At 70.4% G+C, this 21,615-nt stretch carries 21 protein-coding genes; 7 read left to right on the top strand and 14 right to left on the bottom strand.

Annotated features, from left to right (window positions below; translation table 11 throughout):
• Window positions 1-28 precede the first annotated feature (28 nt).
• Window positions 29-2,137, bottom strand: a complete 2,109-nt coding sequence (gene glgX / locus ACZ4TO_RS07215) for a glycogen debranching protein GlgX (protein ID WP_382788579.1) — start codon at window positions 2,135-2,137, stop codon at window positions 29-31.
• Between the two features lie 178 nt (window positions 2,138-2,315).
• Between glgX and ACZ4TO_RS07210 the strand changes: the two genes are divergently transcribed.
• The 4 genes from ACZ4TO_RS07210 (at window position 2,316) to ACZ4TO_RS07195 (ending at window position 6,696) form a co-directional block, all read left to right on the top strand.
• Window positions 2,316-3,137, top strand: coding sequence for a Tat pathway signal sequence domain protein (locus ACZ4TO_RS07210; protein ID WP_468023650.1), 822 nt, complete (start codon window positions 2,316-2,318; stop codon window positions 3,135-3,137).
• Window positions 3,138-3,193: 56 nt separating this feature from the next.
• Window positions 3,194-4,510 carry a copper amine oxidase gene (locus tag ACZ4TO_RS07205; RefSeq protein WP_468023649.1) on the top strand — a complete coding sequence of 439 codons (1,317 nt, stop codon included), beginning with the start codon at window positions 3,194-3,196 and terminating at the stop codon, window positions 4,508-4,510.
• Between the two features lie 118 nt (window positions 4,511-4,628).
• Window positions 4,629-5,867, top strand: a complete 1,239-nt coding sequence (locus ACZ4TO_RS07200; protein WP_468023648.1) for an SAV2148 family HEPN domain-containing protein — start codon at window positions 4,629-4,631, stop codon at window positions 5,865-5,867.
• A gap of 106 nt (window positions 5,868-5,973) precedes the next feature.
• Window positions 5,974-6,696 carry an exonuclease domain-containing protein gene (locus ACZ4TO_RS07195; RefSeq protein ID WP_468023647.1) on the top strand — a complete coding sequence of 241 codons (723 nt, stop codon included), beginning with the start codon at window positions 5,974-5,976 and terminating at the stop codon, window positions 6,694-6,696.
• Window positions 6,697-6,792: 96 nt separating this feature from the next.
• Here ACZ4TO_RS07195 and ACZ4TO_RS07190 read toward each other — a convergent pair whose 3' ends face one another.
• Together ACZ4TO_RS07190 and ACZ4TO_RS07185 are read right to left on the bottom strand one after the other, a co-directional pair.
• A complete protein-coding gene (locus ACZ4TO_RS07190) occupies window positions 6,793-7,656 on the bottom strand; it encodes a phosphotransferase enzyme family protein (protein ID WP_468023646.1) in 864 nt (287 codons plus the stop codon).
• Window positions 7,657-7,825: 169 nt separating this feature from the next.
• On the bottom strand, window positions 7,826-10,096 hold the full coding sequence (locus tag ACZ4TO_RS07185) for an MMPL family transporter (RefSeq protein WP_385041015.1): 2,271 nt from the start codon (window positions 10,094-10,096) through the stop codon (window positions 7,826-7,828).
• Window positions 10,097-10,395: 299 nt separating this feature from the next.
• Here ACZ4TO_RS07185 and ACZ4TO_RS07180 point away from each other — a divergent pair, with 299 nt between their 5' ends.
• From ACZ4TO_RS07180 to ACZ4TO_RS07170, 3 genes are all read left to right on the top strand, one after another.
• Window positions 10,396-10,944 (top strand): DUF1697 domain-containing protein, encoded by a 549-nt coding sequence (locus ACZ4TO_RS07180; protein ID WP_382788567.1) that lies wholly within the window; start codon window positions 10,396-10,398, stop codon window positions 10,942-10,944.
• A complete protein-coding gene (locus ACZ4TO_RS07175; RefSeq protein WP_468023645.1) occupies window positions 10,937-11,332 on the top strand; it encodes a nuclear transport factor 2 family protein in 396 nt (131 codons plus the stop codon). The genes ACZ4TO_RS07180 and ACZ4TO_RS07175 overlap by 8 nt, the downstream gene beginning before the upstream one ends.
• A 76-nt stretch (window positions 11,333-11,408) precedes the next feature.
• Window positions 11,409-12,026 carry a mycothiol-dependent nitroreductase Rv2466c family protein gene (locus ACZ4TO_RS07170; RefSeq protein ID WP_385041022.1) on the top strand — a complete coding sequence of 206 codons (618 nt, stop codon included), beginning with the start codon at window positions 11,409-11,411 and terminating at the stop codon, window positions 12,024-12,026.
• A gap of 25 nt (window positions 12,027-12,051) precedes the next feature.
• Here the strand turns inward: ACZ4TO_RS07170 and ACZ4TO_RS07165 are convergent, their stop codons facing one another.
• The 11 genes from ACZ4TO_RS07165 to ACZ4TO_RS07115 form a co-directional block, all read right to left on the bottom strand.
• Entirely contained in the window at window positions 12,052-12,798 is a 747-nt protein-coding gene (locus ACZ4TO_RS07165) for a sirohydrochlorin chelatase (protein ID WP_385041026.1), read from the bottom strand.
• Window positions 12,799-12,805: 7 nt separating this feature from the next.
• Window positions 12,806-13,708: an ABC transporter permease gene (locus tag ACZ4TO_RS07160; protein WP_382788559.1), complete on the bottom strand. Its 903-nt coding sequence runs from the start codon at window positions 13,706-13,708 to the stop codon at window positions 12,806-12,808.
• Complete coding sequence (locus tag ACZ4TO_RS07155) at window positions 13,695-14,483, bottom strand: ABC transporter ATP-binding protein (RefSeq protein WP_382788557.1); 789 nt, start codon at window positions 14,481-14,483, stop codon at window positions 13,695-13,697. The genes ACZ4TO_RS07160 and ACZ4TO_RS07155 overlap by 14 nt, the downstream gene beginning before the upstream one ends.
• Before the next feature lie 36 nt (window positions 14,484-14,519).
• Entirely contained in the window at window positions 14,520-15,641 is a 1,122-nt protein-coding gene (locus ACZ4TO_RS07150; protein WP_382788555.1) for an aliphatic sulfonate ABC transporter substrate-binding protein, read from the bottom strand.
• Window positions 15,642-15,873: 232 nt separating this feature from the next.
• Window positions 15,874-17,229, bottom strand: coding sequence for a sulfate adenylyltransferase subunit 1 (locus tag ACZ4TO_RS07145; protein WP_382788553.1), 1,356 nt, complete (start codon window positions 17,227-17,229; stop codon window positions 15,874-15,876).
• Between the two features lie 2 nt (window positions 17,230-17,231).
• Window positions 17,232-18,170, bottom strand: a complete 939-nt coding sequence (gene cysD / locus ACZ4TO_RS07140) for a sulfate adenylyltransferase subunit CysD (RefSeq protein ID WP_468023644.1) — start codon at window positions 18,168-18,170, stop codon at window positions 17,232-17,234.
• Complete coding sequence (gene cysC, locus ACZ4TO_RS07135; protein WP_382788549.1) at window positions 18,167-18,766, bottom strand: adenylyl-sulfate kinase; 600 nt, start codon at window positions 18,764-18,766, stop codon at window positions 18,167-18,169. Before cysC ends, cysD begins: the two co-directional genes overlap by 4 nt.
• On the bottom strand, window positions 18,763-19,473 hold the full coding sequence (locus ACZ4TO_RS07130) for a phosphoadenylyl-sulfate reductase (RefSeq protein ID WP_468023643.1): 711 nt from the start codon (window positions 19,471-19,473) through the stop codon (window positions 18,763-18,765). Before ACZ4TO_RS07130 ends, cysC begins: the two co-directional genes overlap by 4 nt.
• The gene (locus ACZ4TO_RS07125) at window positions 19,470-19,649 is read right to left on the bottom strand and encodes a hypothetical protein (RefSeq protein ID WP_468023642.1); all 180 of its coding nucleotides are present in this window, start codon (window positions 19,647-19,649) and stop codon (window positions 19,470-19,472) included. The genes ACZ4TO_RS07130 and ACZ4TO_RS07125 overlap by 4 nt, the downstream gene beginning before the upstream one ends.
• The gene (locus ACZ4TO_RS07120) at window positions 19,646-21,340 is read right to left on the bottom strand and encodes a nitrite/sulfite reductase (RefSeq protein ID WP_382788543.1); all 1,695 of its coding nucleotides are present in this window, start codon (window positions 21,338-21,340) and stop codon (window positions 19,646-19,648) included. Before ACZ4TO_RS07120 ends, ACZ4TO_RS07125 begins: the two co-directional genes overlap by 4 nt.
• A 135-nt stretch (window positions 21,341-21,475) precedes the next feature.
• Complete coding sequence (locus ACZ4TO_RS07115) at window positions 21,476-21,559, bottom strand: putative leader peptide (protein WP_309486338.1); 84 nt, start codon at window positions 21,557-21,559, stop codon at window positions 21,476-21,478.
• Window positions 21,560-21,615: the final 56 nt, after the last annotated feature.

Below are 21,615 nucleotides of genomic sequence, written 5' to 3'. Positions count from 1 at the left end.
ACGCGCGCGTGCTCCCGGGAGGGCCGTCCTACGCGGGCCGCTGAAGCACCGTCATGCTCCGGTCGACCAGGGTCAGCCGGTCACCGGCCGTGACCTTGGCGCCCGTACCCGGGGCCACGCCCTCCGCGAGGGAGGTGTCGACGACGACCTGCCACTGGCGGCCGTGGTCGGCCGGTACGACGAATTCCAGGGGCTTGGGGGAGGCGTTGAACATCAGCAGGAAGGAGTCGTCCGCGATGCGCTCCCCGCGGGCGCCCGGCTCGGAGATCGCGTTGCCGTTGAGGAACACCGACAGCGCCCTGGCCTGCGCGGAACCCCAGTCGCGCTGGGTCATCTCCTGGCCCTCCGGGGTGAACCACGCGATGTCGGAGAGCTCGTCGTGGGTGCCCTGGACGGGCCGTCCGTGGAAGAAGCGCCGCCGCCGGAAGACGGGATGGTCGCGGCGCAGCCACACCATCGCGCGCGTGAACGCGAGGAGCTCGCAGTCCTCCTCCGGCCACGGCACCCAGGCCAGCTCGCTGTCCTGGCAGTACGCGTTGTTGTTGCCGCCCTGGGAGCGCGCGAACTCGTCGCCGTGGCTGAGCATCGGCACGCCCTGGGAGAGCATCAGGGTGGCGATGAAGTTGCGCCGCTGCCGGGCCCGCAGCGCCAGCACGTCGGGGTCGTCCGTGTCGCCCTCGGCGCCGCAGTTCCAGGAGCGGTTGTGGCTCTCGCCGTCCCGGTTGTCCTCGCCGTTGGCCTGGTTGTGCTTGTTGTTGTACGACACGAGGTCGTTCAGGGTGAAGCCGTCGTGGCAGGTCACGAAGTTGATCGAGGCGAGCGGACGGCGTCCGTCGTCCTGGTAGAGGTCGGAGGAGCCGGTCAGCCGGGACGCGAACTCGGCCAGCGTGCGCGGCTCGCCGCGCCACAGGTCCCGTACGGTGTCGCGGTACTTGCCGTTCCACTCCGTCCACAGGGGCGGGAAGTTGCCCACCTGATAGCCGCCCTCGCCGACGTCCCAGGGCTCGGCGATCAGCTTGACCTGGGAGACCACCGGGTCCTGCTGGACGAGGTCGAAGAACGACGACAGCCGGTCCACCTCGTGGAACTGGCGCGCCAGCGTGGCCGCGAGGTCGAAGCGGAAGCCGTCCACGTGCATGTCGGTGACCCAGTAGCGCAGCGAGTCCATGATCAGTTGCAGGACGTGCGGCGAGCGCATCAGGAGCGAGTTGCCGGTGCCCGTGGTGTCCATGTAGTAGCGGGGGTCGTCCGCCAGACGGTAGTACGAGGCGTTGTCGAGGCCCCGGAAGGACAGCGTCGGCCCGAGGTGGTTGCCCTCGGCCGTGTGGTTGTAGACCACGTCGAGGATGACCTCGATGCCGGCCTCGTGCAGCGCCCGGACGGCCGACTTGAACTCCAGCACCTGCTGGCCCCGGTCGCCCCAGGAGGCGTACGCGTTGTGCGGGGCGAAGAAGCCGATCGTGTTGTAGCCCCAGTAGTTGCTGAGGCCCATGTCGGCCAGCCGGTGGTCGTTCACGAACTGGTGCACGGGCATCAGCTCCAGCGCCGTGACACCCAGTTCCGTCAGGTGTTCGATGATCGCCGGATGGGCGAGGGCCGCGTACGTGCCGCGCAGCTCGTCCGGGAGCTCGGGGTGCAGCATCGTGAGGCCCTTCACGTGGGCCTCGTAGATCACCGTGTGGTGGTACTCCGTCCGGGGGCGCCGGTCGTCGCCCCAGTCGAAGTACGGGTTGACCACGACCGAGGACATCGTGTGCGGCGCCGAGTCGAGGTCGTTGCGCTTGTCGGGTGACCCGAAGGGGTATCCGTACACCTCCTCGCCCCAGTTCACGGCGCCGGCGATCGCACGCGCGTACGGGTCGAGCAGCAGTTTCGCGGAGTTGGCGCGCTGCCCGCGCTCGGGCGCGTACCGCCCGTGCACCCGGAAGCCGTACCGCTGCCCGGGCATGACGCCGGGCAGGTACGCGTGGCGCACGAACGCGTCGGTCTCCCGCAGTTCGACGGCCGTCTCCGACCCGTCGTCGTGCAGAAGACACAGCTCAATACGGTCGGCGGCCTCCGAGAAGACCGCGAAATTGGTACCGGCGCCGTCGTACGTGGCACCGAGTGGATACGCCTCGCCAGGCCAGACCTGCATGGATATGACTCTTCCAGTAGTTCCGTGCCCCAGGGGGCGAGTCCGAACCGAGTCTCCCCGAAAGTGATGGAACCTCACATGCCTTACATCCCTCTTACCCCGCGACCAGGCATATCTCGTATGCCGAACCAGTGGGACTCAAACGACTCCTGGGGATGTAGGGGGAGTAGGGGGAAATGTGCGCAAGATAGTGCACCGCCATCTGGGCAAGGTGGTGGCGGGTGCGGCCATCGCGGTGGCCGGCACGGCCGTGATGATCGGGATCACCCTTCCGGGGTCGGCGGGGGCCGACGAATCGGGCGGAACGAGCGGGACCGGCGCGAACGGCGGGTCCGCGCAGCAGGCGGCGCAGGACGGGCAGGGCGGCGTCGTGCGGCCCGGCGTCGTCGAGCGGGCGCCGGCCGAGGGGGACAAGGGCAAGGGCCGTGACCCGCTGACCGACGACGAGATGCGGCGCGCCGAGCGGATCGCGGTGAACCGGCAGCTCTTCAACTCGAGCGAGAACGTCGAGGGCGCGCGCGGACCGCAGCGCATCGGTGTGGACCTCGCCGAACCCGACACGGCCGATCTGGACAACCCGGACGCGCCGCGCCGCGCCGACATCACGTTCTACGACTACAAGGACGACACGCTCGTCACCAAGACCGTCGACCTCGACACGGAGAAGGTCGTGGAGGCGGGTGTCCAGCACGGCGTGCAGCCGCCGATCAGCCGGGACGAGATGTCCGAGGCCGCCAAGCTGCTGATCGCCGATCCGCTCGGCGCCGGCCTGAAGGCCGACTTCAAGGACGCGACCGGCAAGGAACTCACCTCGCCCGATCAGCTCATGCTCAACAGCATGGTCTACCGCGCGACCCCCGGCGTCCGGCCCGCCGCCCTCGGCGCCTGTGGCGAGCACCGGTGCGTCCGGCTCTTCCCGAAGGTCAAGAACGGGCCCTGGATCGACAGCCGTGACCTGGTGATCGACCTGAGCGCCCGCAAGGTCGGCAGGCTCGGCTGAGCGCCGCCTTTCTTTCCTTCCCACCTTCACAGCTTTCCGCAAGGAGTCATGTCTTCATGCGCGTCAACAGAAACAGCCGTGCCCGCAGCCGGGCCGCCGTGGGCCTCTCCGCGCTCGCCCTGGCCGCCGGCGCGACGACGGCCGCGGGACCGGCCGTCGCCCAGCCCCGGTCCGCGCCCGCTCCGGCCCCCGACTGCAGCGCCGCGTTCCGGATCGAACAGAAGCTCGCCACCGGCACCACCTGGCGGATGTGCTGGCACTACGAGAGCGAGGCCGGGCTCGTCCTGGAGGACATCTCCTACCAGCCCCCCGGCGAGGCCCAGCCGATCAAGGTCCTGGCCACCGCCAAGCTCGCCCAGATCGACGTGCCCTACGACGACGGCTCGGTCGAGTACAGCGACCTCACCGGCGCCGGCTTCGGCCAGGGCCTGGTCGACATGGCCCCCGCCGAGTGCCCCGGCGGCGCCATCAAGACGGTCAAGGTCCCCGACGCCTGGGACCCGCAGCACGCGAACGTCAAGGGCCTGTGCACCACGACCCGTTCACGCGGCCACGCCTACCGCATGGAGGCCGACACCGGGAACAAGGTCTTCCAGAAGCAGGGCAAGGACCTGCTCGTCTACACCGTCAACAAGGTCGGCTGGTACGAGTACATCACCGAGTGGCGCTTCCAGGACGACGGCACCCTCAACATGAACGTCGGCGCCACCGGCAGCCTCTCGCCCGGTGACTACGACGCGGGCGACGGCCGCGGCTGGCCGCTCGGCAAGGGCGCCAAGGACTACGCCACGAGCCACAGCCACAACATCTTCTGGCGGCTCAACTTCAACCTGGACGGCTCGTCCAAGTCGAAGGTCGAGCAGTACGACTCGGTGGTCAGCCCGCCCGCCTCGGGCCAGGAGGCCCCCAGCAACAAGACCACGGTCACCAAGGTCGGCAAGGAACTCGCCGGCGACGCCAAGAACATGCGCTGGTGGCGCCTGGTCAGCAACACCGGCAAGAACAAGGACAACCACGCGCGCTCCTACGAGCTCGTCCCGGGCGCGACCACCAAGTACCTCGGCCACGCCTTCACCAAGCACGACGTCTACTTCACCGAGTACAACAAGTGCGAGCAGTTCGCCAGCGACAACCTGCGCAACTGCGGTGCCGGGCACGGCAAATCCGTCGACAAGTGGGTCGACGGACAGACGCTCACCCACCCCGTGGTCTGGGTCAACGTGGGCTTCCACCACATCGCCCGCGACGAGGACCAGCAGCCGATGCCGGTCCACTGGCAGGGATTCTCCATCGCCCCGCGTGACGTCACCGCTATGAATCCGCTCACTCCGCCGGAGCTCGCGGACCAGAACGGGCATGTCGAACCTAGGTAGTTGGGAAACGACCTGTGCATCGGGCTGCACCGCTCGCCGCTCCCGGAGTACCCTTCCTTGATCGTTGATTGGGGCCTGGCCCTGGGGAGTGCTCGGGGGAGCGGAAGGCGGTGCGTGGGTGGGCTCGGGAGGGCTGGAGCTGCCTCCTGGTGACGAGGGTCACGAGGGAAACTCCACAGATGTCCCACCCGGCGCGGTGTCCCTGGCACGGCCGATGGAGATGGGATCCATCGGACCGGAACTGGACTGGGGCGCCGACGCCTGGCGCGAGGTGCGTACGCGCGCCCAGCGGGCCGGGCGCGCCTACATCTGGCTGAACCTGGTGGAACAGCGGCTGCGCGCGGTCGTGGCCGCTGTTCTCCGGCCCATCTACGAACCCGTCCACGGTGACGACTGGGTGGTCGCCGCCGCGGGACCGGCCGGCCAGGAGTGGGTGCAGCGCGCCGTCGCCGTGCGCGAAGTCAGCCGCCGCAAGGGGTACTTGCTCGACCCGGCCGACGACAACGTGCTGAGTTTCCTCACGCTGCCCCAGTTGCGTGAGCTGATGGTCCAGCACTGGCCGTGCTTCGAGCCCTACTTCGACGAACGCCGGGACGTCGAACTCGCCCTGGACGAGCTGGAAGTGACCCGGAACGTCGTGTCACGCAACCGCGCCCTGTCCGAGGCCGTGCTCAACCAGGCCGAGCGGGCCGCGGCGAAACTCCTGGAGATCCTCGGCGCCGGGAGCGACGTGCCCTCCGCGCGCAGGCTGCCCGTGGACGCCGTCGAGGACCTCGTCGGCGACCGCTACGCGGACGTCGTCGGGGTGCACTCCGACCGGGTGCGGCTGCTGCGCCAGTTCCCCGCCGAGGACCTCTTCGGCGGCGCCCGCCGGCTCGACGCGGTCGGCATCGGACTGAACCTGCTGGTGCAGAACTTCTCCGGGCGCCGGCTGGTCCGGCTCGCCGAGGCCGGCTGCCGCACGCGACTGCTGTTCCTGAACCCCGCCTCCAGCGCCGTCAAGCGGCGCGAGCGCGAACTCGGCATCAAACGCGGCGAGTTGAGCCGGTCGGTCGAGATGAACATCCTGCACATGCGGCGGGTGCGGTCCCGGCTGCGCGACCCGGACGCCTTCGAGATCCAGGTCTACGACGAGACCCCCCGCTTCACCGCGTACCTCGTCGACGGTGACGGCTCGGACGGCATCGCGGTCGTGCAGTCCTATCTGCGCCGGACGCGGGGCATGGAGGCGCCGGTCCTGGTGCTGCGCGGCGGGAGCCGCCTGCTCAAACCGGACCAGATCGGCGAAGAGGGACTTTTCCCCACCTATCGCGAAGAGTTCGAGGTGGCTTGGGCGGATTCGCGGCCTGTGTCCTGAAAGGCCGTTCCCCGTGGCCGGGTGGAACGCGGTCCCCGGATTGTCAGTGGCTCATGGGATCGTGGGGACCACTGGGGGAAAGCACCACGAAGAAGGGGGGCCGCCCATGGGCTGGCACCGGGAGCTGCTGATCGGCTTCGACCTGGAGACGACCGGGACCGATCCGCGCGAGTCGCGCATCGTCACGGGTGCCGTGATAGAGGTCAGGGACGGGGAGCCACTGGGCCGCCGTGAATGGCTGGCCGATCCGGGCGTGGAGATCCCGGTCGACGCCGTGGCGGTGCACGGCATCTCCAACGAACGCGCGACCGCGGAGGGCCGCCCGGCGGACGAGGTCGCCGACGCCATCGCGGACGTCCTCGTCACCTACTGGCGCACCGGCGTCCCGGTCGTCGCGTACAACGCGGCCTTCGACCTCACGCTGCTCTCCGCCGAGCTGCTGCGCCACGGACTGCCCTCGCTGCGCGAGCGGCTCGGCGGCGTCGACCCGGCACCCGTCATCGACCCGTACACGATCGACCGTTCCGTGGACCGCTACCGCCGGGGCAAGCGCAACCTGGAGGCGGTCTGCACCGAGTACGGGGTGGTCCTGGACTCCGCCCACGACGCCTCGGCCGACGCCCTCGCCGCCGCCCGGCTCGCCTGCGCGATAGCCGGCCGCCACCCCAAGGTCGCGGCCCTCGGCCCCGTCGAGCTGCACCGCCGCCAGATCGAGTGGTACGCGGACTGGGCGGCCGACTTCCAGTCCTTCCTGCGCCGCAAGGGCGAGGCGGACGCGGTGGTGGACGGGACCTGGCCCCTGCGGGACCTGGCGGACGAACGCGTCTGAGCCGACCGCGGCGTCCGCGCCGACCGCGGGGCCGGGACTCCTGTCACGCCCCCGGCGGGCGGCCACCCGGCGTCCGGGCGGCACCCCGGCGGCAGGTCAGAACGGGTACCAGCGCACCGTCTCGTCGCCGTCCCGCAGGGACGCCACCCGGCGTTCGAACTCGGCCGACGCCTTGGGGTTGGTCGGCGCGTGCTGGGCGACCCAGGCGCAGCTCGCGGTCTCGCGGGCGCCCCGGAGCACCGAGCAGCCCTCCCACTCCCGCACGTCCCAGCCGTACGTCCCGGTGAAGGACTCGTAGGCCTCGGTAGGAAGCCCGTAGCGGTCGCGGGACAGGGCCATGACCACCAGATCGTGCTCGCGCAGATCCGCGGAGAAGGTCTCCAGGTCGACCAGGACCGGGCCGTCCGGACCGACGTGCACGTTGCGGGGCAGCGCGTCGCCGTGGATCGGGCCCGGCGGGAGGTGCGGGGTCAGCGCGGCGGCCGCCGCGGCGAAGCCGTCGCGCCGCTCCCGCAGGTACGCCGCGTCCGTGGGGTCGATCGCGTCGCCCGCCAGCCGCAGCCAGCGCTCCACACCGCCGAGGAGTTCCCGGGGCGGCAGCGGGAAGGACGGGGAGGGCAGCGCGTGCACGATCCGTAGCAGCTCCGCCAGGTCGCGCGGCTCGGCGGGGCGGACGGCGTCGGGCAGCCGGTGCCACACCGTCACGGGGTGCCCGTCGACGAGCAGCGCCTCCGGTTCGGCGGCCCGCACCGCGGGGACGCCCGACGCGGCGAGCCACGCGGCGATCGCCAGCTCCCGGCGGGCCCGGTCGTGGAGTTCGGCGTCACGGCCCACCTTGACGACCAGATCACCGGCGCCGAACACCGCGTTCTCGCCGAGGGCGAGGAGTGACGCGTCCCGCACCGGCCCCGGCAGCACCTTCGCCGCGGCCAGCACGTCCCGCGCCCGTGCCTCGTCCATCGCTCCGCCTCCGTGTCCTCGCGTACGACGGCTCCGGGGTGCGTGCCGTCCGTCGGCCAGTCTCCCATTCCGGCGGACCGGAACGCCGAAGGGCCCGTCGGCCCCTCCGGGAGGAGGAGACCGACGGGCCCTGGGCGGACGAGGCGCTCCGGCGACCGGCGTCGGCCGGCTAGACCCCGGCCCGCTCGCCCTGGGGCCGTACCGGCGGCGCGACGGCCTCGGGGGCCTCGTCGTGGGTGAGGTCGGGCATCCGGTTCAGCCACTTCGGCAGGTACCAGTTGCGCTCGCCGAGCAGCGCCATCACCGCGGGGAGCAGGACACCCCGGATGATCGTCGCGTCGATGAGCACCGCGGCCGCCAGGCCCACGCCCATCTGCTTCATGGACTGCATGGACAGCGTTCCGAAGATCGCGAAGACGGCGACCATGATGACGGCGGCGCTGGTGACGACACCCGCCGTGGTGACCACCCCGTGCCGGATCGCGTCCTTGGTGCTGCGGCCCCGCAGCCGTGCCTCACGGATCCGGGACACCACGAACACGTGGTAGTCCATCGACAGCCCGAAGAGGATCACGAAGAGGAACAGCGGCAGCCAGGTGACGATGGCGCCCACACCCGCCGCGCCCACCAGGGAGGCACCCCAGCCGTGCTGGAAGACCGCGACGAGGATGCCGTAGGCGGCCGCCACCGAGAGGAGGTTGAGCACGATCGAGGTGACCGCGATGGTCAGCGAACGGAAGGAGAGCAGCATCAGGACGAAGGCGAAGACGACCACGAAGGCGAACACCGGGGTCACCGAACCGACGAGCTGGTCGTTGAAGTCGTGCGATCCCGCGACCTGACCGGTGATGGGCGCCTGGAGGCCGTCGACCTTGCCGAGCGTCCGCGGTCGCACCTCGTCGCGCAGCAGTTCCAGGCTCTTCTCCGCCTTGTCCTGGTCGGAGCCGCCGACCAGCGGGACGAAGACGAACGCGACGTTGTCCTCGGCGTGCACCTTGACGTCGACCGGACCGCGGGAGGCACCCGAACTGACCGCCGCCGCACGGAAGTCGGCGATCGCGGCCTTCACGTCGGCGGCGTCGATGTCCCGGGCCTTGACGACCACCTCGGCCGGCTCGGAGCCGCCGGGGAAGGCCTCGTTGACCCGGTTGTAGGTGCCGACGATCGCCAGCGAGTCGCCGAACTCCTTGTCCAGGGTGAGCTGCTGGGTCTTCATGCCGAGCGCGGGAGCGGCGATGGCGAGCAGCGCGCCCGTCGCGACGACCAGGGCGACGGCGGGCTTCGCGAGCACCACGCGCAGGACGGCACCCCAGAACCGGCTGCCCTCGTCGGCCGGACGGCGGGTGCCCTGGGCCGCGGAGCGCCGCTTGGCCCGGTGCAGGAAGGGGACGCGGCCCTTCTCGACACGGTCGCCGAGCAGGGAGAGCAGCGCGGGCAGCACGGTCACCGAGCCGACCATGGCGACCGCGACGACCATCAGCGAGGCCAGGCCCATCGCCTCGAACTCGGCGAGCCCCGTGAACAGCATGCCCGCCATCGCCACGCACACGGTGACGCCGGAGACGATGATGGCGCGGCCACTGGTGGCGGCGGCGATCCGCAGGGCCGTACCGGCGTCGCGGCCCGCCTCGCGCTCCTCACGCTCACGCCGCAGATAGAACAGGCAGTAGTCGACGCCGACGGCCAGACCCACCAGCAGCATCACGGAGTTGGCCGTGTCGCTCATCGGCATCAGATGGCTGACGATGCCCATCAGGCCCATCGTCGCCATGATCGCGGTGACCGCGAGCGCCACCGGAAGCAGGGCCGCCACCAGCGCGCCGAACGCGATCAGCAGGATGCCCAGCGCCACCGGGACGGCGGAGAGTTCGGCCTTCTGGAAGTCGTCGCCGAACGCCTCGTCGTACTGCTTCATCATGCTCGCGGCGCCGATCTCCTCGATCCGCAGCCCGGAGTGGTCCTTCTGCACGCCCTTGACGGCGTCCAGCACGGGCGCGACGCGATCGCCCGCCGTCTCCGAGTCGCCGCGCATGTCGAACTGGACGAGCGCGCTGCGCCCGTCCTTCGAGATCGACCTGGTGTCGTACGGCGAGGTCACGTCACTGACCTTGCCGGTGGCGCCGACCGCGTCGACGACCGCGGTGACCGCGCTCCTGAACTCGGCGTCGGTGGCCTTGGTGCCCGCGTCCTTCGCCTGGATCAGAACCGTCTCACTGGCCGGCTCCTCGATGCCGGCATCCTCGATGATCTTGGCGGCGGTGTGGGTCTCGCCCTTGAGCTGGTCGCTCTCCTTGACGTCGACCCGGCCCGCCGCGGAGCCGAGGCCCATCGCCAGGACGACGAACAGCACCCAGATTCCGACGGCCGCCCATCGGTGGCGGGCGCTCCAGCCGCCTGCTCGCGCGGCGATGCCGCGCACCCGTGTGTCTGCGTTCCCCATGACGGGCCTGCCCCCTTGTGCACGGTGACAGCCCCCTGCCGCCACCTTCCGTAATGAAGGTATGGGCCCGATAAACGCTTCTCCTCGTACTGTCCGGTGAACCGCGGGACCTCCCGCTCCTCCCCGCGGACCCCGGCTCCTCCGCACTGGGGAGGACCGAAGCCCCTTACACGTAACGGCACTTCTCGGGGGTGCCGCTCAGGGACCGGCCCCGCTTTCTCGCGGCCGGCGGGCGGTCTCGCGGGGCCGGGCCGTCGCGCCCACCCCGAGGGGCGTGGCGCCCGGCCTATGGTGGGCGGATGACGACGACGTACGCGGCGCTGTTGCGCGGCATCAACGTGGGCGGCGCGAAGAAGGTGCCGATGGCCGAGCTGCGCACCCTGATGGAAGGACTCGGGTACGGCGACGTCCGCACCTATCTCCAGAGCGGGAACGCCGTGTTCAGCAGCGCCGGCGGGGACGAGGAATCCCTCGCCGAGGAGCTGTCCGGGGCCATCGAGAAGCACTTCGGCTTCGGTGTCGGCGTCCTCGTGCGCGAGCACGCCTATCTGCGGGCCGTCAGGGAGGCCTGCCCGTTCCCGGCCGCCGAGCTGGAGGCCAAGCAGCTCCACGTCACCTACTTCTCGCACCCCGTCGACGCCGAGCGCTTCGCCTCCGTCGAGCCCGCGGGATTCCTCCCCGAGGAGTTCCGCCTCGGCGACCGGGTCCTGTACCTCTACGCGCCCGACGGCCTCGGCCGCTCCAAGCTGGCGGAGGCCCTGGCGAAGCCCCGACTGCTCAAGGGCCTCCTCGCCACCACGCGGAACTGGAACACCGTCGTCAAACTGGAGGAGCTGACCGGTGCTTGAGCGCAATCCCGCCGTCGAGGCCGCCATCGAGGGCGAACTGCGCCTGCTCGACCCGGAGGTCCGCCGCTCGGCCGACCTCGTCGCCGCGCTGCTGCATCCCGACTTCTACGAGTTCGGCGCGTCCGGCCGCATCTGGGACCGCGACTCGATCGTCGCGCTGCTGGCCGCCGGGACGGAGGACGGCAGCCGCACCACGACCTCACGGGTGAAAGGGGTGCAGCTCGCCTCCGACCTGGTCCACCTGACCTTCGACACCGACAACAACGGCCGCCGGGCACACCGGAGTTCGCTGTGGCGGCTGTTCGGTGACGACTGGCTCCTCTACTTCCACCAGGGCACCCCGTACAGCCCGGGCGAGACCGAGGCGTTCGTCCACGAGACGAGCTGAGCTCGAAAAGTGGCCCATGATTCCCGTGCGGAATTGGGCCGGGATTCCATGCCACCGGGTGACTAGCCTCGACGGTATGACGACCACATCGCCCACCCGGGTCGACTTCTGGTTCGACCCCGCCTGCCCCTTCGCCTGGATCACCTCACGCTGGATCCTGGAGGTCGAACGCAGCCGCCCGCTCGACCTCCGCTTCCACGCCATGAGCCTCTACCTGCACAACATCGGCAACGAACTGCCCGACTGGTACCGGGACCTGGTGGACAGGTCGATCGGCCCGGTGCGCGTGGCGGTGGCCGCGGCCGAGCGGCACGGCGAGAAGGTGCTCCGCGACCTCTACACCGCCCTCGGCACCCGCATCCACGAGCGCGGCATGAAGGACTTCGACGCGGTGACCGCCGAGGCCCTCGCCGAGCTCGGACTCCCGGCCGCCCTCGCCGACGCCGCCCACGACCCCTCGTACGACGAGGCGGTGCGCCGCAGCCACGACGCCGGGACCGAGGCGGACACCGGCGCCTATGTGGGAACTCCCACCCTCCACGTCGACGGCACGGTGTGGTTCGGCCCCGTGCTCCGGGCCGTCCCCCGCGGTGAGAAGGCCGTCGAGCTCTTCGACAGCTTCCGCGTCCTCGCCGCCCACCCCGACTTCTTCGAGCTCAAGCGGACCCGCACCGGAGGACTCTCCTTCGACTGAACGCCGGAAGAATGCCGGGCGGAGGTCAGGCGCCGACCGCGGCCAGCGACGGCGTCCGCGCCTCGTCGTAGCGCTCCAGCAGGACCCGCGCGACCTCGGGCGCGGGACCGAGCACGTCGGCCAGCACGTCCGCCCCGGCGGCGCCCCGGGCGATGCGGTCCGGCAGGAAGCCGGGCGCGAGGACGTACGGTGCGACGGCGACACGCTCGCAGCCGAGGTCGCGCAGCTCACGCACGGCGTCCTCGGTGCGGGGAAGGGATGCGGAGGCGAACGCGGGCCGCACGGCGCACCAACCGGTGTGCCGCCACTCCCGCGCGATTGCTGCGATCACCGCGATCGCCTCCGGGTCGGTGGATCCCGCCGAGGCCAGGACGACCCCGGTCCGGGACCTGTCGGCGGGCGACAGCCCCGCCTCGTGCAGCCGGCGTTCGAGCGCGGCCGTCAGCAGCGGGGACGGGCCCAGCACCTCCGCCAGCCGGATCCGCAGCCGCGACGGCGCCTGGCGCAGCACCGCCGGGATGTCCGACTTGGCGTGGAAGGCGCGGGTCAGCAGCAGCGGCAGCGCCACCACGTCGCGCACACCCTCGGCCGCCAGGGAGTTCAGCACCCCCGGTACGGAGGGGATGTTGAAGTCGAGGAAGGCGGTCTCCACGCGCAGGCCCGGGCGCTGGGCGCGCACCTTCCGCACCAGGGCGTGCACCGTCGCGGCGTGCCGCGGATCGCGGCTGCCGTGGGCGATGACGACGAGGACGGGACGCTCGGGCCTGTTCATGACGGGGTCAGCCCTTCACCAGGAGTCCGCGGCTGCGCAGCACCCACCGCTCCACCGGGCTGAAGACGATCAGGTCGATGGCGATGCCGACGAACAGGATGAGGAAGATGGCGAGGAAGACCATCGACATGGAGCTGGCGTTGCGGCCGTTCTCCAGCAGTTGGCCGAGGCCCACGCCGAGGTCGGGGGAGGAGGCGATGATCTCCGCGGCCATCAGGGAGCGCCAGGAGAACGCCCAGCCCTGCTTCAGACCGGCCAGATAGCCGGGCAGCGCGGCCGGCATCACGATGTGCCAGGTCCCGCGCAGACCCGTCGCGCCCATCGTCCGGCCCGCCCGCAGGAACAGCGGGGGCACCTGGTCCACGCCCGACACCAGCCCGTTGGCGATGGAGGGCACCGCGCCGAGCAGGATCACCGCGTACATCATCGAGTTGTTCAGGCCCAGCCAGATCACGGCCGGCGGCACCCAGGCCACCGAGGGCAGGGACTGCAGACCCGACAGGATCGGGCCGATCGCCGCGCGCACGAACTTCACCCGGGCCACGATCAGTCCCAGCGGGGTCCCGATCACCAGGGCGAACAGGAAGCCGAGCAGACCGCGCGAGACGCTGGTCCAGATGTAGTCGAGCAGCGTGCCCTGGAGCCAGGCGTTCTCGACCTCGCCCCAGACGTCGGAGGGCGAGGGCAGCTTGGTCGGGTCGTCGACGATCTTGAAGGTGATCAGTGCCTGCCAGGCCGCCAGAACGATCACGAACGCGATCAGCGGCGGCAGCACCTTCTGCCGGAACGTCGTGCCGAAGGAGCGGCGGCCGGCGACGGAGGACTCCAGCGCGTCGAGGCCCGCCTCCAGCCCGCCCAGGCCGTCGTCGTGCTTGGCGGCCGCGTCGGACTTCGTCTCAGTGCTGGCCATGGCGGCGGATCTCCCCACGCAGTTGTTCGGTGATCTCGATGGACAGTTCCGCCACGGGCGCGTCCTCGATGCGGCGCGGCTGCGGGATGTCCACCGTCCATTCGCGGGCGACGCGCCCCGGACGGGAGGACAGCAGGACCACGCGCTGGGCGAGCCGCACGGCCTCGCGGACGTTGTGCGTGACGAAGAGGACGGACAGGCCCGTCTCCCGCCAGATCCGCGTGAGTTCGTCGTGCAGGACGTCCCGCGTGATCGCGTCGAGCGCCGCGAACGGCTCGTCCATCAGCAGGATCTGGCTGTCCTGGGCGAGTGCCCGGGCGAGCGCCACGCGCTGGCGCATACCGCCGGACAGCTCGTGCACCCGCTTGCCGTACGCGCCCTTCAGCCGGACGAGTTCGAGCAGTTCCTCGGCCCGCTCACGCCGTTCGGCCTTCGGAACCCCCCGCAGGCGCAGGGCGAGTTCGATGTTCTTGCCCGCGGTCAGCCACGGGAAGAGGGCGTGCTCCTGGAACATCAGGGCCGGACGCCCGTTGGTCGTGATGGTGCCGGCCGAGGGCTTGTCCAGCCCCGCGACCAGGTTCAGCAGTGTGGACTTGCCGCACCCCGAGGCCCCCAGGAGGGTGACGAACTCACCCGGCGCGACATCGAGGGTGATGTCGTCGAGGACGAGCTGGGGACCCGCGGGTCCGGCGAAGGACTTCGAGACGTGCTCGATGCGGGCGGCGTACTCCGTCGTGTCGGCGCCGTCGGCGGCCTTGGCGAGCGTCGTTGCCATGGTCGTCACCTCCTGGGAACTCATCGGGATCCGGACTTACTTGACGCCGAGACCGGCGTCGTCGACCTTGCTCTCACCCGCGGCGGCGAGGACCTTGTTCAGGAGCGTCAGGTCGTAGATGCCGGTCAGGTTCGGCTTGTCCAGGAGACCGGCCTTGACCGCGTGGTCCGCCTCGGTGCTGAGGGTGGAGGCCAGCGGGTCGTTGGTGATCTGGATGGACTTCCAGGCCGGGTCCAGGACGTCGGCCGGCAGCGCCTTGCCCGAGTCGGCCTCGAGCTGCTTGTTCGCCGCGGCCTTCGCCTCGTCCGGGTTGGCGTTGATCCACTTGTTGGTCTCGACGGAGCCCTTCAGGACCGCCTCGACGACCTTCGGGTGCTCCTTGAGGAACTTCTGCGACACGATGATGTTCGTGATCACGAACTTCTTGTCGGGCCACAGGTCCGACTCGTCGAGCAGCACCTTGCCGCCCTCGGCGACCAGCTTGGACGCGGTCGGCTCCGGCACCCAGGCGCCGTCGATGGAGCCGGACTTGTAGGCGTCGGGGGTGATCTTGTTGTCGGTGCGGACGACCGACACGTCACCCTTGCCGCTCTGGGCGTCGACCTTCCAGCCCTGCTCCGCGGCCCAGTTGAGGAACGCGACGTCCTGCGTGTTGCCGAGCTGCGGCGTCGCGATCTTCTTGCCCTTGACGTCCTTCAGGGACTTGATCTTCTTGGGGTTCACCACGAGCTTGACGCCGCCCGAGGCCGAACCGCCGATGATCCTGAGGCTCTTGCCCTCGGACTTGGTGAAGCCGTTGATGGACGGCGACGGGCCGATCCAGCCGATGTCGATGGAGCCCGAGTTGAGCGCCTCGATCTCGGAGGGCCCGGCGTTGAAGATCTGGTACTTCGCCTGGGTGGCGCCGAGCTCCTTCTGGAAGATGCCCTTCTGGTTGCCGACCAGCGCGGTGGCGTGCGTCAGGTTGCCGAAGTAGCCGATCTTCACGGAGTCGAGTCCGTCGATCTTCTTCGAACCGGCGGCGACCTTGGCCGCGGCGTTGTCGTCCTTCGCGTCGGAGCCGTAGCTGCACGCGGCGAGGGCGAGGAGGGGCAGAGCGGTGACGAGGGCTATACCGCGGCCGAGCAGCTTGGTGCGCGTGGAGCGGATGGCAGACACGGGAGGTGTTCCTCTCGGTGGCCCGGCGGTCACGCCTTTCTCAGGTCGTGGCCGGGAGGTCGGCAGGTCTTCGTCGTAACCGGGACGTCGGGTGGGGGGACAGGGCGCGCAAGCGGTGCGCGTACGTCATCGCGCACATCGCGCCACTCCGCCCTGCCCGCTGCCGAGGGCGCCGCTGCCGACGCGGCCGCCCTCCTTCGCGAACGTCGCGTAGATGTCGATGGGGTTCATGTCAGAAGTCCCAGCCGTCGTCGTCGGACTCGTCCTTGACCGGCTGAGGCGCGGCGAAGGACTCGCCGACCATGCCCGCGGTCAGCGTGGTGCCGTCGGCGGGGTCGATCAGGATGAAGGCGCCGGTGCGGCGGGAGTCGGCGTAGGAGTCGACGGGGAGGGGTTCGGCGGTGCGGATCTTGACGCGGCCGATGTCGTTGGCGACCAGCCGGCCCGGGTGCGGGTGCAGCGAGAGGTCGTCGAGGGTGAGGCGGGAGGGGATGTCCTTGACGATGGCCTTGACCGTGCGGGTGCCGTGCTTGAGGAGCACGCGGTGGCCGACGGTGAGGGGTGCGTCGGCGACGTGGCAGACGGTGGCCTCGACGTCCTGGGTGGTGGCGGGGGCGTCCTTGCTCGGCACGAGCAGGTCGCCGCGGGAGACGTCGATGTCGTCGGTGAGCAGGACGGTCACCGACTGGGTCGTCCAGGCCGCGTCGACCGGCTTGCCGAGCAGGTCGATGCCGGAGATCGTCGTCGTCCGTCCGGAGGGCAGCACGGTCACCTGTTCGCCGACGCGGAAGGTGCCGGCGGCGATCTGGCCGGCGTAGCCGCGGTAGTCGGGGTGTTCGGCGGTCTGGGGGCGGATCACGTACTGGACGGGTAGCCGGGCGTGGCAGTGCGCCAGGTCGTGGGTGACCGGCACGGTCTCCAGGTGTTCCAGGACGGTGGGGCCGCCGTACCAGTCCATGTTCGCGGAGGGTTCCACCACGTTGTCACCGGCGAGCGCCGAGATCGGGATCGCGGTGATCTCGGGGACGCCCAGCTCGGAGGCGTACGCGGTGAACTCCTCGGCGATCGCGGCGAACACGGACTCCTGGTAGCCGACGAGGTCCATCTTGTTGACGGCGAGGACCACGTGCGGAACGCGCAGCAGGGCGGCGACGGCGGCGTGGCGGCGGGTCTGCTCGATGACGCCGTTGCGGGCGTCGACGAGGACGACGGCGAGGTCGGCGGTGGAGGCGCCGGTGACCATGTTGCGGGTGTACTGCACATGGCCGGGGGTGTCGGCGAGGATGAAGCGGCGCCGGGCGGTGGCGAAGTAGCGGTAGGCGACGTCGATGGTGATGCCCTGCTCGCGCTCGGCCCGCAGGCCGTCGGTGAGCAGCGCGAGGTCGGGGGTGTCCTGGCCGCGGTTGCGGGAGGCGTGCTCGACGGCCTCCAACTGGTCGGTCAGGATCGACTTCGAGTCGTGCAGCAGCCGTCCGACCAGGGTGGACTTGCCGTCGTCGACAGAGCCCGCGGTCGCGAAGCGCAGCAGGGTGGTCGCCGAGAGCTGCTCGACCGACAGGTGCTCGGTGGGTTCGGTGGTGCTGGTCATGTCTAGAAGTACCCCTCGCGCTTGCGGTCTTCCATCGCGGCCTCGGACATCTTGTCGTCGGCGCGGGTCGCGCCGCGCTCGGTGAGCCGGGACGCGGCGATCTCGGTGATGACGGCGTCCAGCGTGGTCGCGTCGGAGTCGACGGCGCCGGTGCAGGACATGTCACCCACCGTGCGGTAGCGGACGAGCCGCTTCTCGACGGTCTCGCCGTCCTTCGGACCGCCCCACTCGCCGGCGGTCAGCCACATGTTCGACCGCTGGAAGACCTCGCGTTCGTGGGCGAAGTAGATCTCGGGCAGTTCGATGCCCTCGCGGGCGATGTACTGCCACACGTCCAGCTCGGTCCAGTTGGACAGCGGGAACACCCGCACGTGCTCACCGGGAGCGTGCCGGCCGTTGTACAGGTTCCACAGCTCCGGGCGCTGACGGCGCGGGTCCCACTGCGAGAACTCGTCGCGCAGCGAGAACACCCGCTCCTTGGCCCGGGCCTTCTCCTCGTCACGGCGTCCGCCGCCGAACACCGCGTCGAAGCGCTCCGACTGGATCTTCTCCGTCAGCGGAAGCGTCTGGAGCGGGTTGCGGGTGCCGTCCGGACGCTCGCGCAGCACACCGCGGTCGATGTAGTCCTGCACCGAGGCCACGTGCAGCCGCAGCCCGTGCCGGGCCACCGTACGGTCCCGGTAGTCCAGGACCTCGGGGAAGTTGTGCCCGGTGTCCACGTGCAGCAGCGTGAAGGGCACCGCCGCCGGCGCGAACGCCTTCAACGCCAGATGCAGCATCACGATCGAGTCCTTGCCACCGGAGAACAGGATCACCGGCCGCTCGAACTCACCCGCCACCTCACGGAAGATGTGCACGGCCTCCGACTCCAGCGCGTCCAGGTGCGACAGCGCGTACGGGCTGCTCTCGGTCTCCTCGGAGACACTGGCGACGGTCGTCATGCGAGACCCCTCTCGGTGAGCAGCGCGTGCAGCGCGGCGGCGGACTCCTGCACGGTCTGGGTGTGCGACTCGATGCGCAGGTCGGGCGACTTGGGCGCCTCGTAGGGGTCGTCGACCCCGGTGAGCCCCGTCAGTTCCCCCGCGGCCTGCTTGGCGTACAGACCCTTCACATCGCGTACGGAGCACACCTCGACCGGGGTCGCCACGTGCACCTCCAGGTACGTCGTGCCGTTCTCGTCGTGACGCCCGCGCACCGCCTCACGGCTGTCCGCGTAGGGCGCGATGACGGGGACGAGCGCCTTGACGCCGTTGCGGGCGAGCAGTTCGGCGAGGAAGCCGATGCGCTGCACGTTGGTGTGCCGGTCCTCGCGGCTGAAGCCGAGGCCCGCCGAGATGAACTCGCGGATCTCGTCGCCGTCGAGCACCTCGACGCGGTGGCCCTCCTCGCGCAGCCGGCCGGCCAGCTCGTAGGCGATGGTGGTCTTGCCGGCACTCGGCAGACCCGTGAGCCAGACGGTGGCTCCGCTCGTCACTTCCCGCTCCTGAGAAATCGTCCGGTCCGCGCCGGGCGCGGTGTTCGTCGTGGTCGTCGTCATCCGTGCAGTCCGCACTCGGTCTTCGCGCGGCCCGCCCAGCGGCCGGCGCGGGCGTCCTCGCCCTCCAGCACCCGGCGGGTGCAGGGGGCGCAGCCGACGGAGGCGTACCCGTCCATGAGCAACGGGTTGGTCAGTACGCCGTGTTCGGCGACGTAGGCGTCCACGTCGTCCTGCGTCCAGCGGGCGATCGGCGAGACCTTCACCTTGCGGCGCTTCTCGTCCCAGCCGACGACCGGGGTGTTCGCCCGGGTGGGGGACTCGTCGCGGCGCAGGCCGGTCGCCCAGGCCTGGTAGTCCGTCAGGCCCTCCTCCAGCGGCTGGACCTTGCGGAGCTTGCAGCACAGGTCCGGGTCGCGGTCGTGCAGGCGCGGCCCGTACTCGGCGTCCTGCTCGGCGACGCTCTGACGCGGGGTCAGGGTGATGACGTTCACGTCCATCACCGCCTCGACCGCGTCCCGCGTGCCGATCGTCTCCGGGAAGTGGTAGCCGGTGTCGAGGAACACCACGTCCACACCCGGCCGGGCACGCGAGGCGAGATGAGCGACCACCGCGTCCTCCATGGACGAGGTCACGCAGAACCTCGCGCCGAAGGTGTCCGCGGCCCAGCGCAGGATCTCCAGGGCCGAGGCGTCCTCCAGGTCGCGCCCGGCCTGCTCGGCCAGGGCCTTCAAGTCGTCGTCCGTGCGCTCTTGCTGAATGACCGTCATATCTCCGCCCCTCCACGCTCTTCCGACTGGACGCCCCGGGACAGCAGTCCCAGGAACTTGAGCTGGAAGGCTCGGTTGCACGCCGCGCACTCCCACGCGCCGTGGCCCTGTTCGCTGGGTCGCAGGTCTTCGTCTCCGCAGTAGGGGCAGTAGAACGGCGCGGCACGCTCGCTCACGACAGCGCCTCCTCGGAGGCACGCGCGGCCCAGACGGCGAAGCGCTCGCCGTCCTCGCGCTCCGCCTGGAAACGCTTGAGGACACGCTCGATGTAGTCCGGCAGTTCGTCCGAGGTGACCTTCAGGCCGCGGACCTTGCGGCCGAACCCGGCCTCCAGGCCGAGCGCTCCGCCCAGGTGCACCTGGAACCCCTCGACCTGCTCGCCCGCGTCGTTCAGGACGAGCTGGCCCTTGAGACCGATGTCCGCGACCTGGATCCGGGCGCAGGCGTTGGGGCAGCCGTTGATGTTGATGGTGATGGGCTCGTCGAACTCGGGGATGCGGCGCTCGAGTTCGTCGATCAGCGAGGCCCCGCGCGCCTTGGTCTCGACGATCGCGAGCTTGCAGTACTCGATGCCGGTGCAGGCCATCGTGCCGCGCCGGAACGAGGACGGCCGGGCGGTGAGGTCCAGCGCCTCCAGCCCCTCGACGAGCGAGTCGATCCGCTCCTGCTCCACGTCGAGGACGATCATCTTCTGCTCGACTGTGGTGCGCACCCGGCCCGAGCCGTGCGCCTCGGCCAGTTCGGCGATCTTCGTCAGGGTGGCGCCGTCGATGCGGCCGACCCGCGGGGCGAAGCCGACGTAATAGCGGCCGTCCTGCTGCCGGTGCACGCCGACGTGGTCGCGCCAGCGGGCGACGGGCTGCTCGGGAGCGGGGCCGTCGACGAGCTTGCGCTCCAGGTACTCGTCCTCCAGGACCTGGCGGAACTTCTCCACGCCCCAGTCGGCGACCAGGAACTTCAGCCGGGCGCGGTTGCGCAGCCGGCGGTAGCCGTAGTCGCGGAAGATCGAGATGACACCCTCGTAGACGTCCGCGACCTCGTCGAGCGGGACCCAGGCGCCGAGGCGCTGGCCGATCTTCGGGTTGGTGGACAGGCCGCCGCCGACCCACAGGTCGAAGCCGGGGCCGTGCTCCGGGTGGTTCACACCGACGAAGGCGATGTCGTTGATCTCGTGCGCCACGTCGAGCAGCGGCGAGCCGGAGATCGCGGACTTGAACTTGCGGGGCAGGTTGGAGAAGTCCTTGTTGCCGATGATCCGGCGCTGGATCTCCTCGACGGCCGGGGTGCCGTCGATGATCTCGTCCTCGGCGATGCCGGCGACGGGCGAGCCGAGGATGACGCGGGGCGTGTCACCGCAGGCCTCGGTCGTGGACAGGCCGACGGCCTCCAGGCGCTCCCAGATCTCCGGGACGTCCTCGATGCGGATCCAGTGGTACTGCACGTTCTGGCGGTCCGTGAGGTCGGCCGTGCCGCGCGCGAACTCCTGCGAGATCTCGCCGATGACCCGGAGCTGTTCGGTGGTCAGCCGGCCACCGTCGATCCGCACACGCAGCATGAAGAACTCGTCGTCCAGCTCCTCCGGCTCCAGGATCGCGGTCTTGCCGCCGTCGATCCCGGGCTTGCGCTGGGTGTAGAGACCCCACCAGCGCATCCGGCCGCGCAGGTCGTTGGGGTCGATCGAGTCGAATCCCCGCTTCGAGTAGATCGTCTCAATGCGTGTCCGCACATTGAGACCGTCGTCGTCCTTCTTGAACTGCTCGTTGCCGTTGAGCGGGGTGAAGTGACCTACGGCCCACTGGCCCTCACCGCGGTGACGGCTCACCTTGCGGCGGGGCGCGACGGCTGGATCCTGCGGGGTGGCGGCCATGGTTGTTTCGTCCTTCGAGACTGCGGGGCAGGTCTGATCTGCGGCTCTGACCTGCGCACACGGGTGCATACGGAAGAATGGGCGCAGCACTGCGCAAGGGTCGCAAAAAGAGGGGGGTCGGCGCTGCTGGGCTGGTCAGCTCGCCGGACAGATGGCGCTGGACATGCGGCCGAGGTCGACGTGCCGCCGACTCACCAAGGCAATTCCAGTTCCAGACATGACGGAAGCGTGTCACGGGGATCTCGGGGCAGTCCACCGTCATCCAAAATGTGGAC

The sequence above is a fragment of the Streptomyces sp. NPDC028298 genome (assembly GCF_055565895.1).
This window is presented reverse-complemented; position numbering and strand designations above follow the sequence as displayed.

What these genes read in the sequence shown, in the direction of transcription:
- ACZ4TO_RS07115 (WP_309486338.1), bottom strand. Translation starts at nt 21,559, where the DNA reads ATGTCTGGAACTGGAATTGCCTTGGTGAGTCGGCGGCACGTCGACCTC.
- ACZ4TO_RS07145 (WP_382788553.1), bottom strand. Translation starts at nt 17,229, where the DNA reads ATGACCAGCACCACCGAACCCACCGAGCACCTGTCGGTCGAGCAGCTC.
- ACZ4TO_RS07130 (WP_468023643.1), bottom strand. Translation starts at nt 19,473, where the DNA reads ATGACGGTCATTCAGCAAGAGCGCACGGACGACGACTTGAAGGCCCTG.
- cysD (WP_468023644.1), bottom strand. Translation starts at nt 18,170, where the DNA reads ATGACGACCGTCGCCAGTGTCTCCGAGGAGACCGAGAGCAGCCCGTAC.
- glgX (WP_382788579.1), bottom strand. Translation starts at nt 2,137, where the DNA reads ATGCAGGTCTGGCCTGGCGAGGCGTATCCACTCGGTGCCACGTACGAC.
- ACZ4TO_RS07195 (WP_468023647.1), top strand. Translation starts at nt 5,974, where the DNA reads ATGGGCTGGCACCGGGAGCTGCTGATCGGCTTCGACCTGGAGACGACC.
- ACZ4TO_RS07185 (WP_385041015.1), bottom strand. Translation starts at nt 10,096, where the DNA reads ATGGGGAACGCAGACACACGGGTGCGCGGCATCGCCGCGCGAGCAGGC.
- ACZ4TO_RS07190 (WP_468023646.1), bottom strand. Translation starts at nt 7,656, where the DNA reads ATGGACGAGGCACGGGCGCGGGACGTGCTGGCCGCGGCGAAGGTGCTG.
- ACZ4TO_RS07180 (WP_382788567.1), top strand. Translation starts at nt 10,396, where the DNA reads ATGACGACGACGTACGCGGCGCTGTTGCGCGGCATCAACGTGGGCGGC.
- cysC (WP_382788549.1), bottom strand. Translation starts at nt 18,766, where the DNA reads ATGACGACGACCACGACGAACACCGCGCCCGGCGCGGACCGGACGATT.
- ACZ4TO_RS07120 (WP_382788543.1), bottom strand. Translation starts at nt 21,340, where the DNA reads ATGGCCGCCACCCCGCAGGATCCAGCCGTCGCGCCCCGCCGCAAGGTG.
- ACZ4TO_RS07160 (WP_382788559.1), bottom strand. Translation starts at nt 13,708, where the DNA reads ATGGCCAGCACTGAGACGAAGTCCGACGCGGCCGCCAAGCACGACGAC.
- ACZ4TO_RS07205 (WP_468023649.1), top strand. Translation starts at nt 3,194, where the DNA reads ATGCGCGTCAACAGAAACAGCCGTGCCCGCAGCCGGGCCGCCGTGGGC.
- ACZ4TO_RS07170 (WP_385041022.1), top strand. Translation starts at nt 11,409, where the DNA reads ATGACGACCACATCGCCCACCCGGGTCGACTTCTGGTTCGACCCCGCC.
- ACZ4TO_RS07165 (WP_385041026.1), bottom strand. Translation starts at nt 12,798, where the DNA reads ATGAACAGGCCCGAGCGTCCCGTCCTCGTCGTCATCGCCCACGGCAGC.
- ACZ4TO_RS07155 (WP_382788557.1), bottom strand. Translation starts at nt 14,483, where the DNA reads ATGGCAACGACGCTCGCCAAGGCCGCCGACGGCGCCGACACGACGGAG.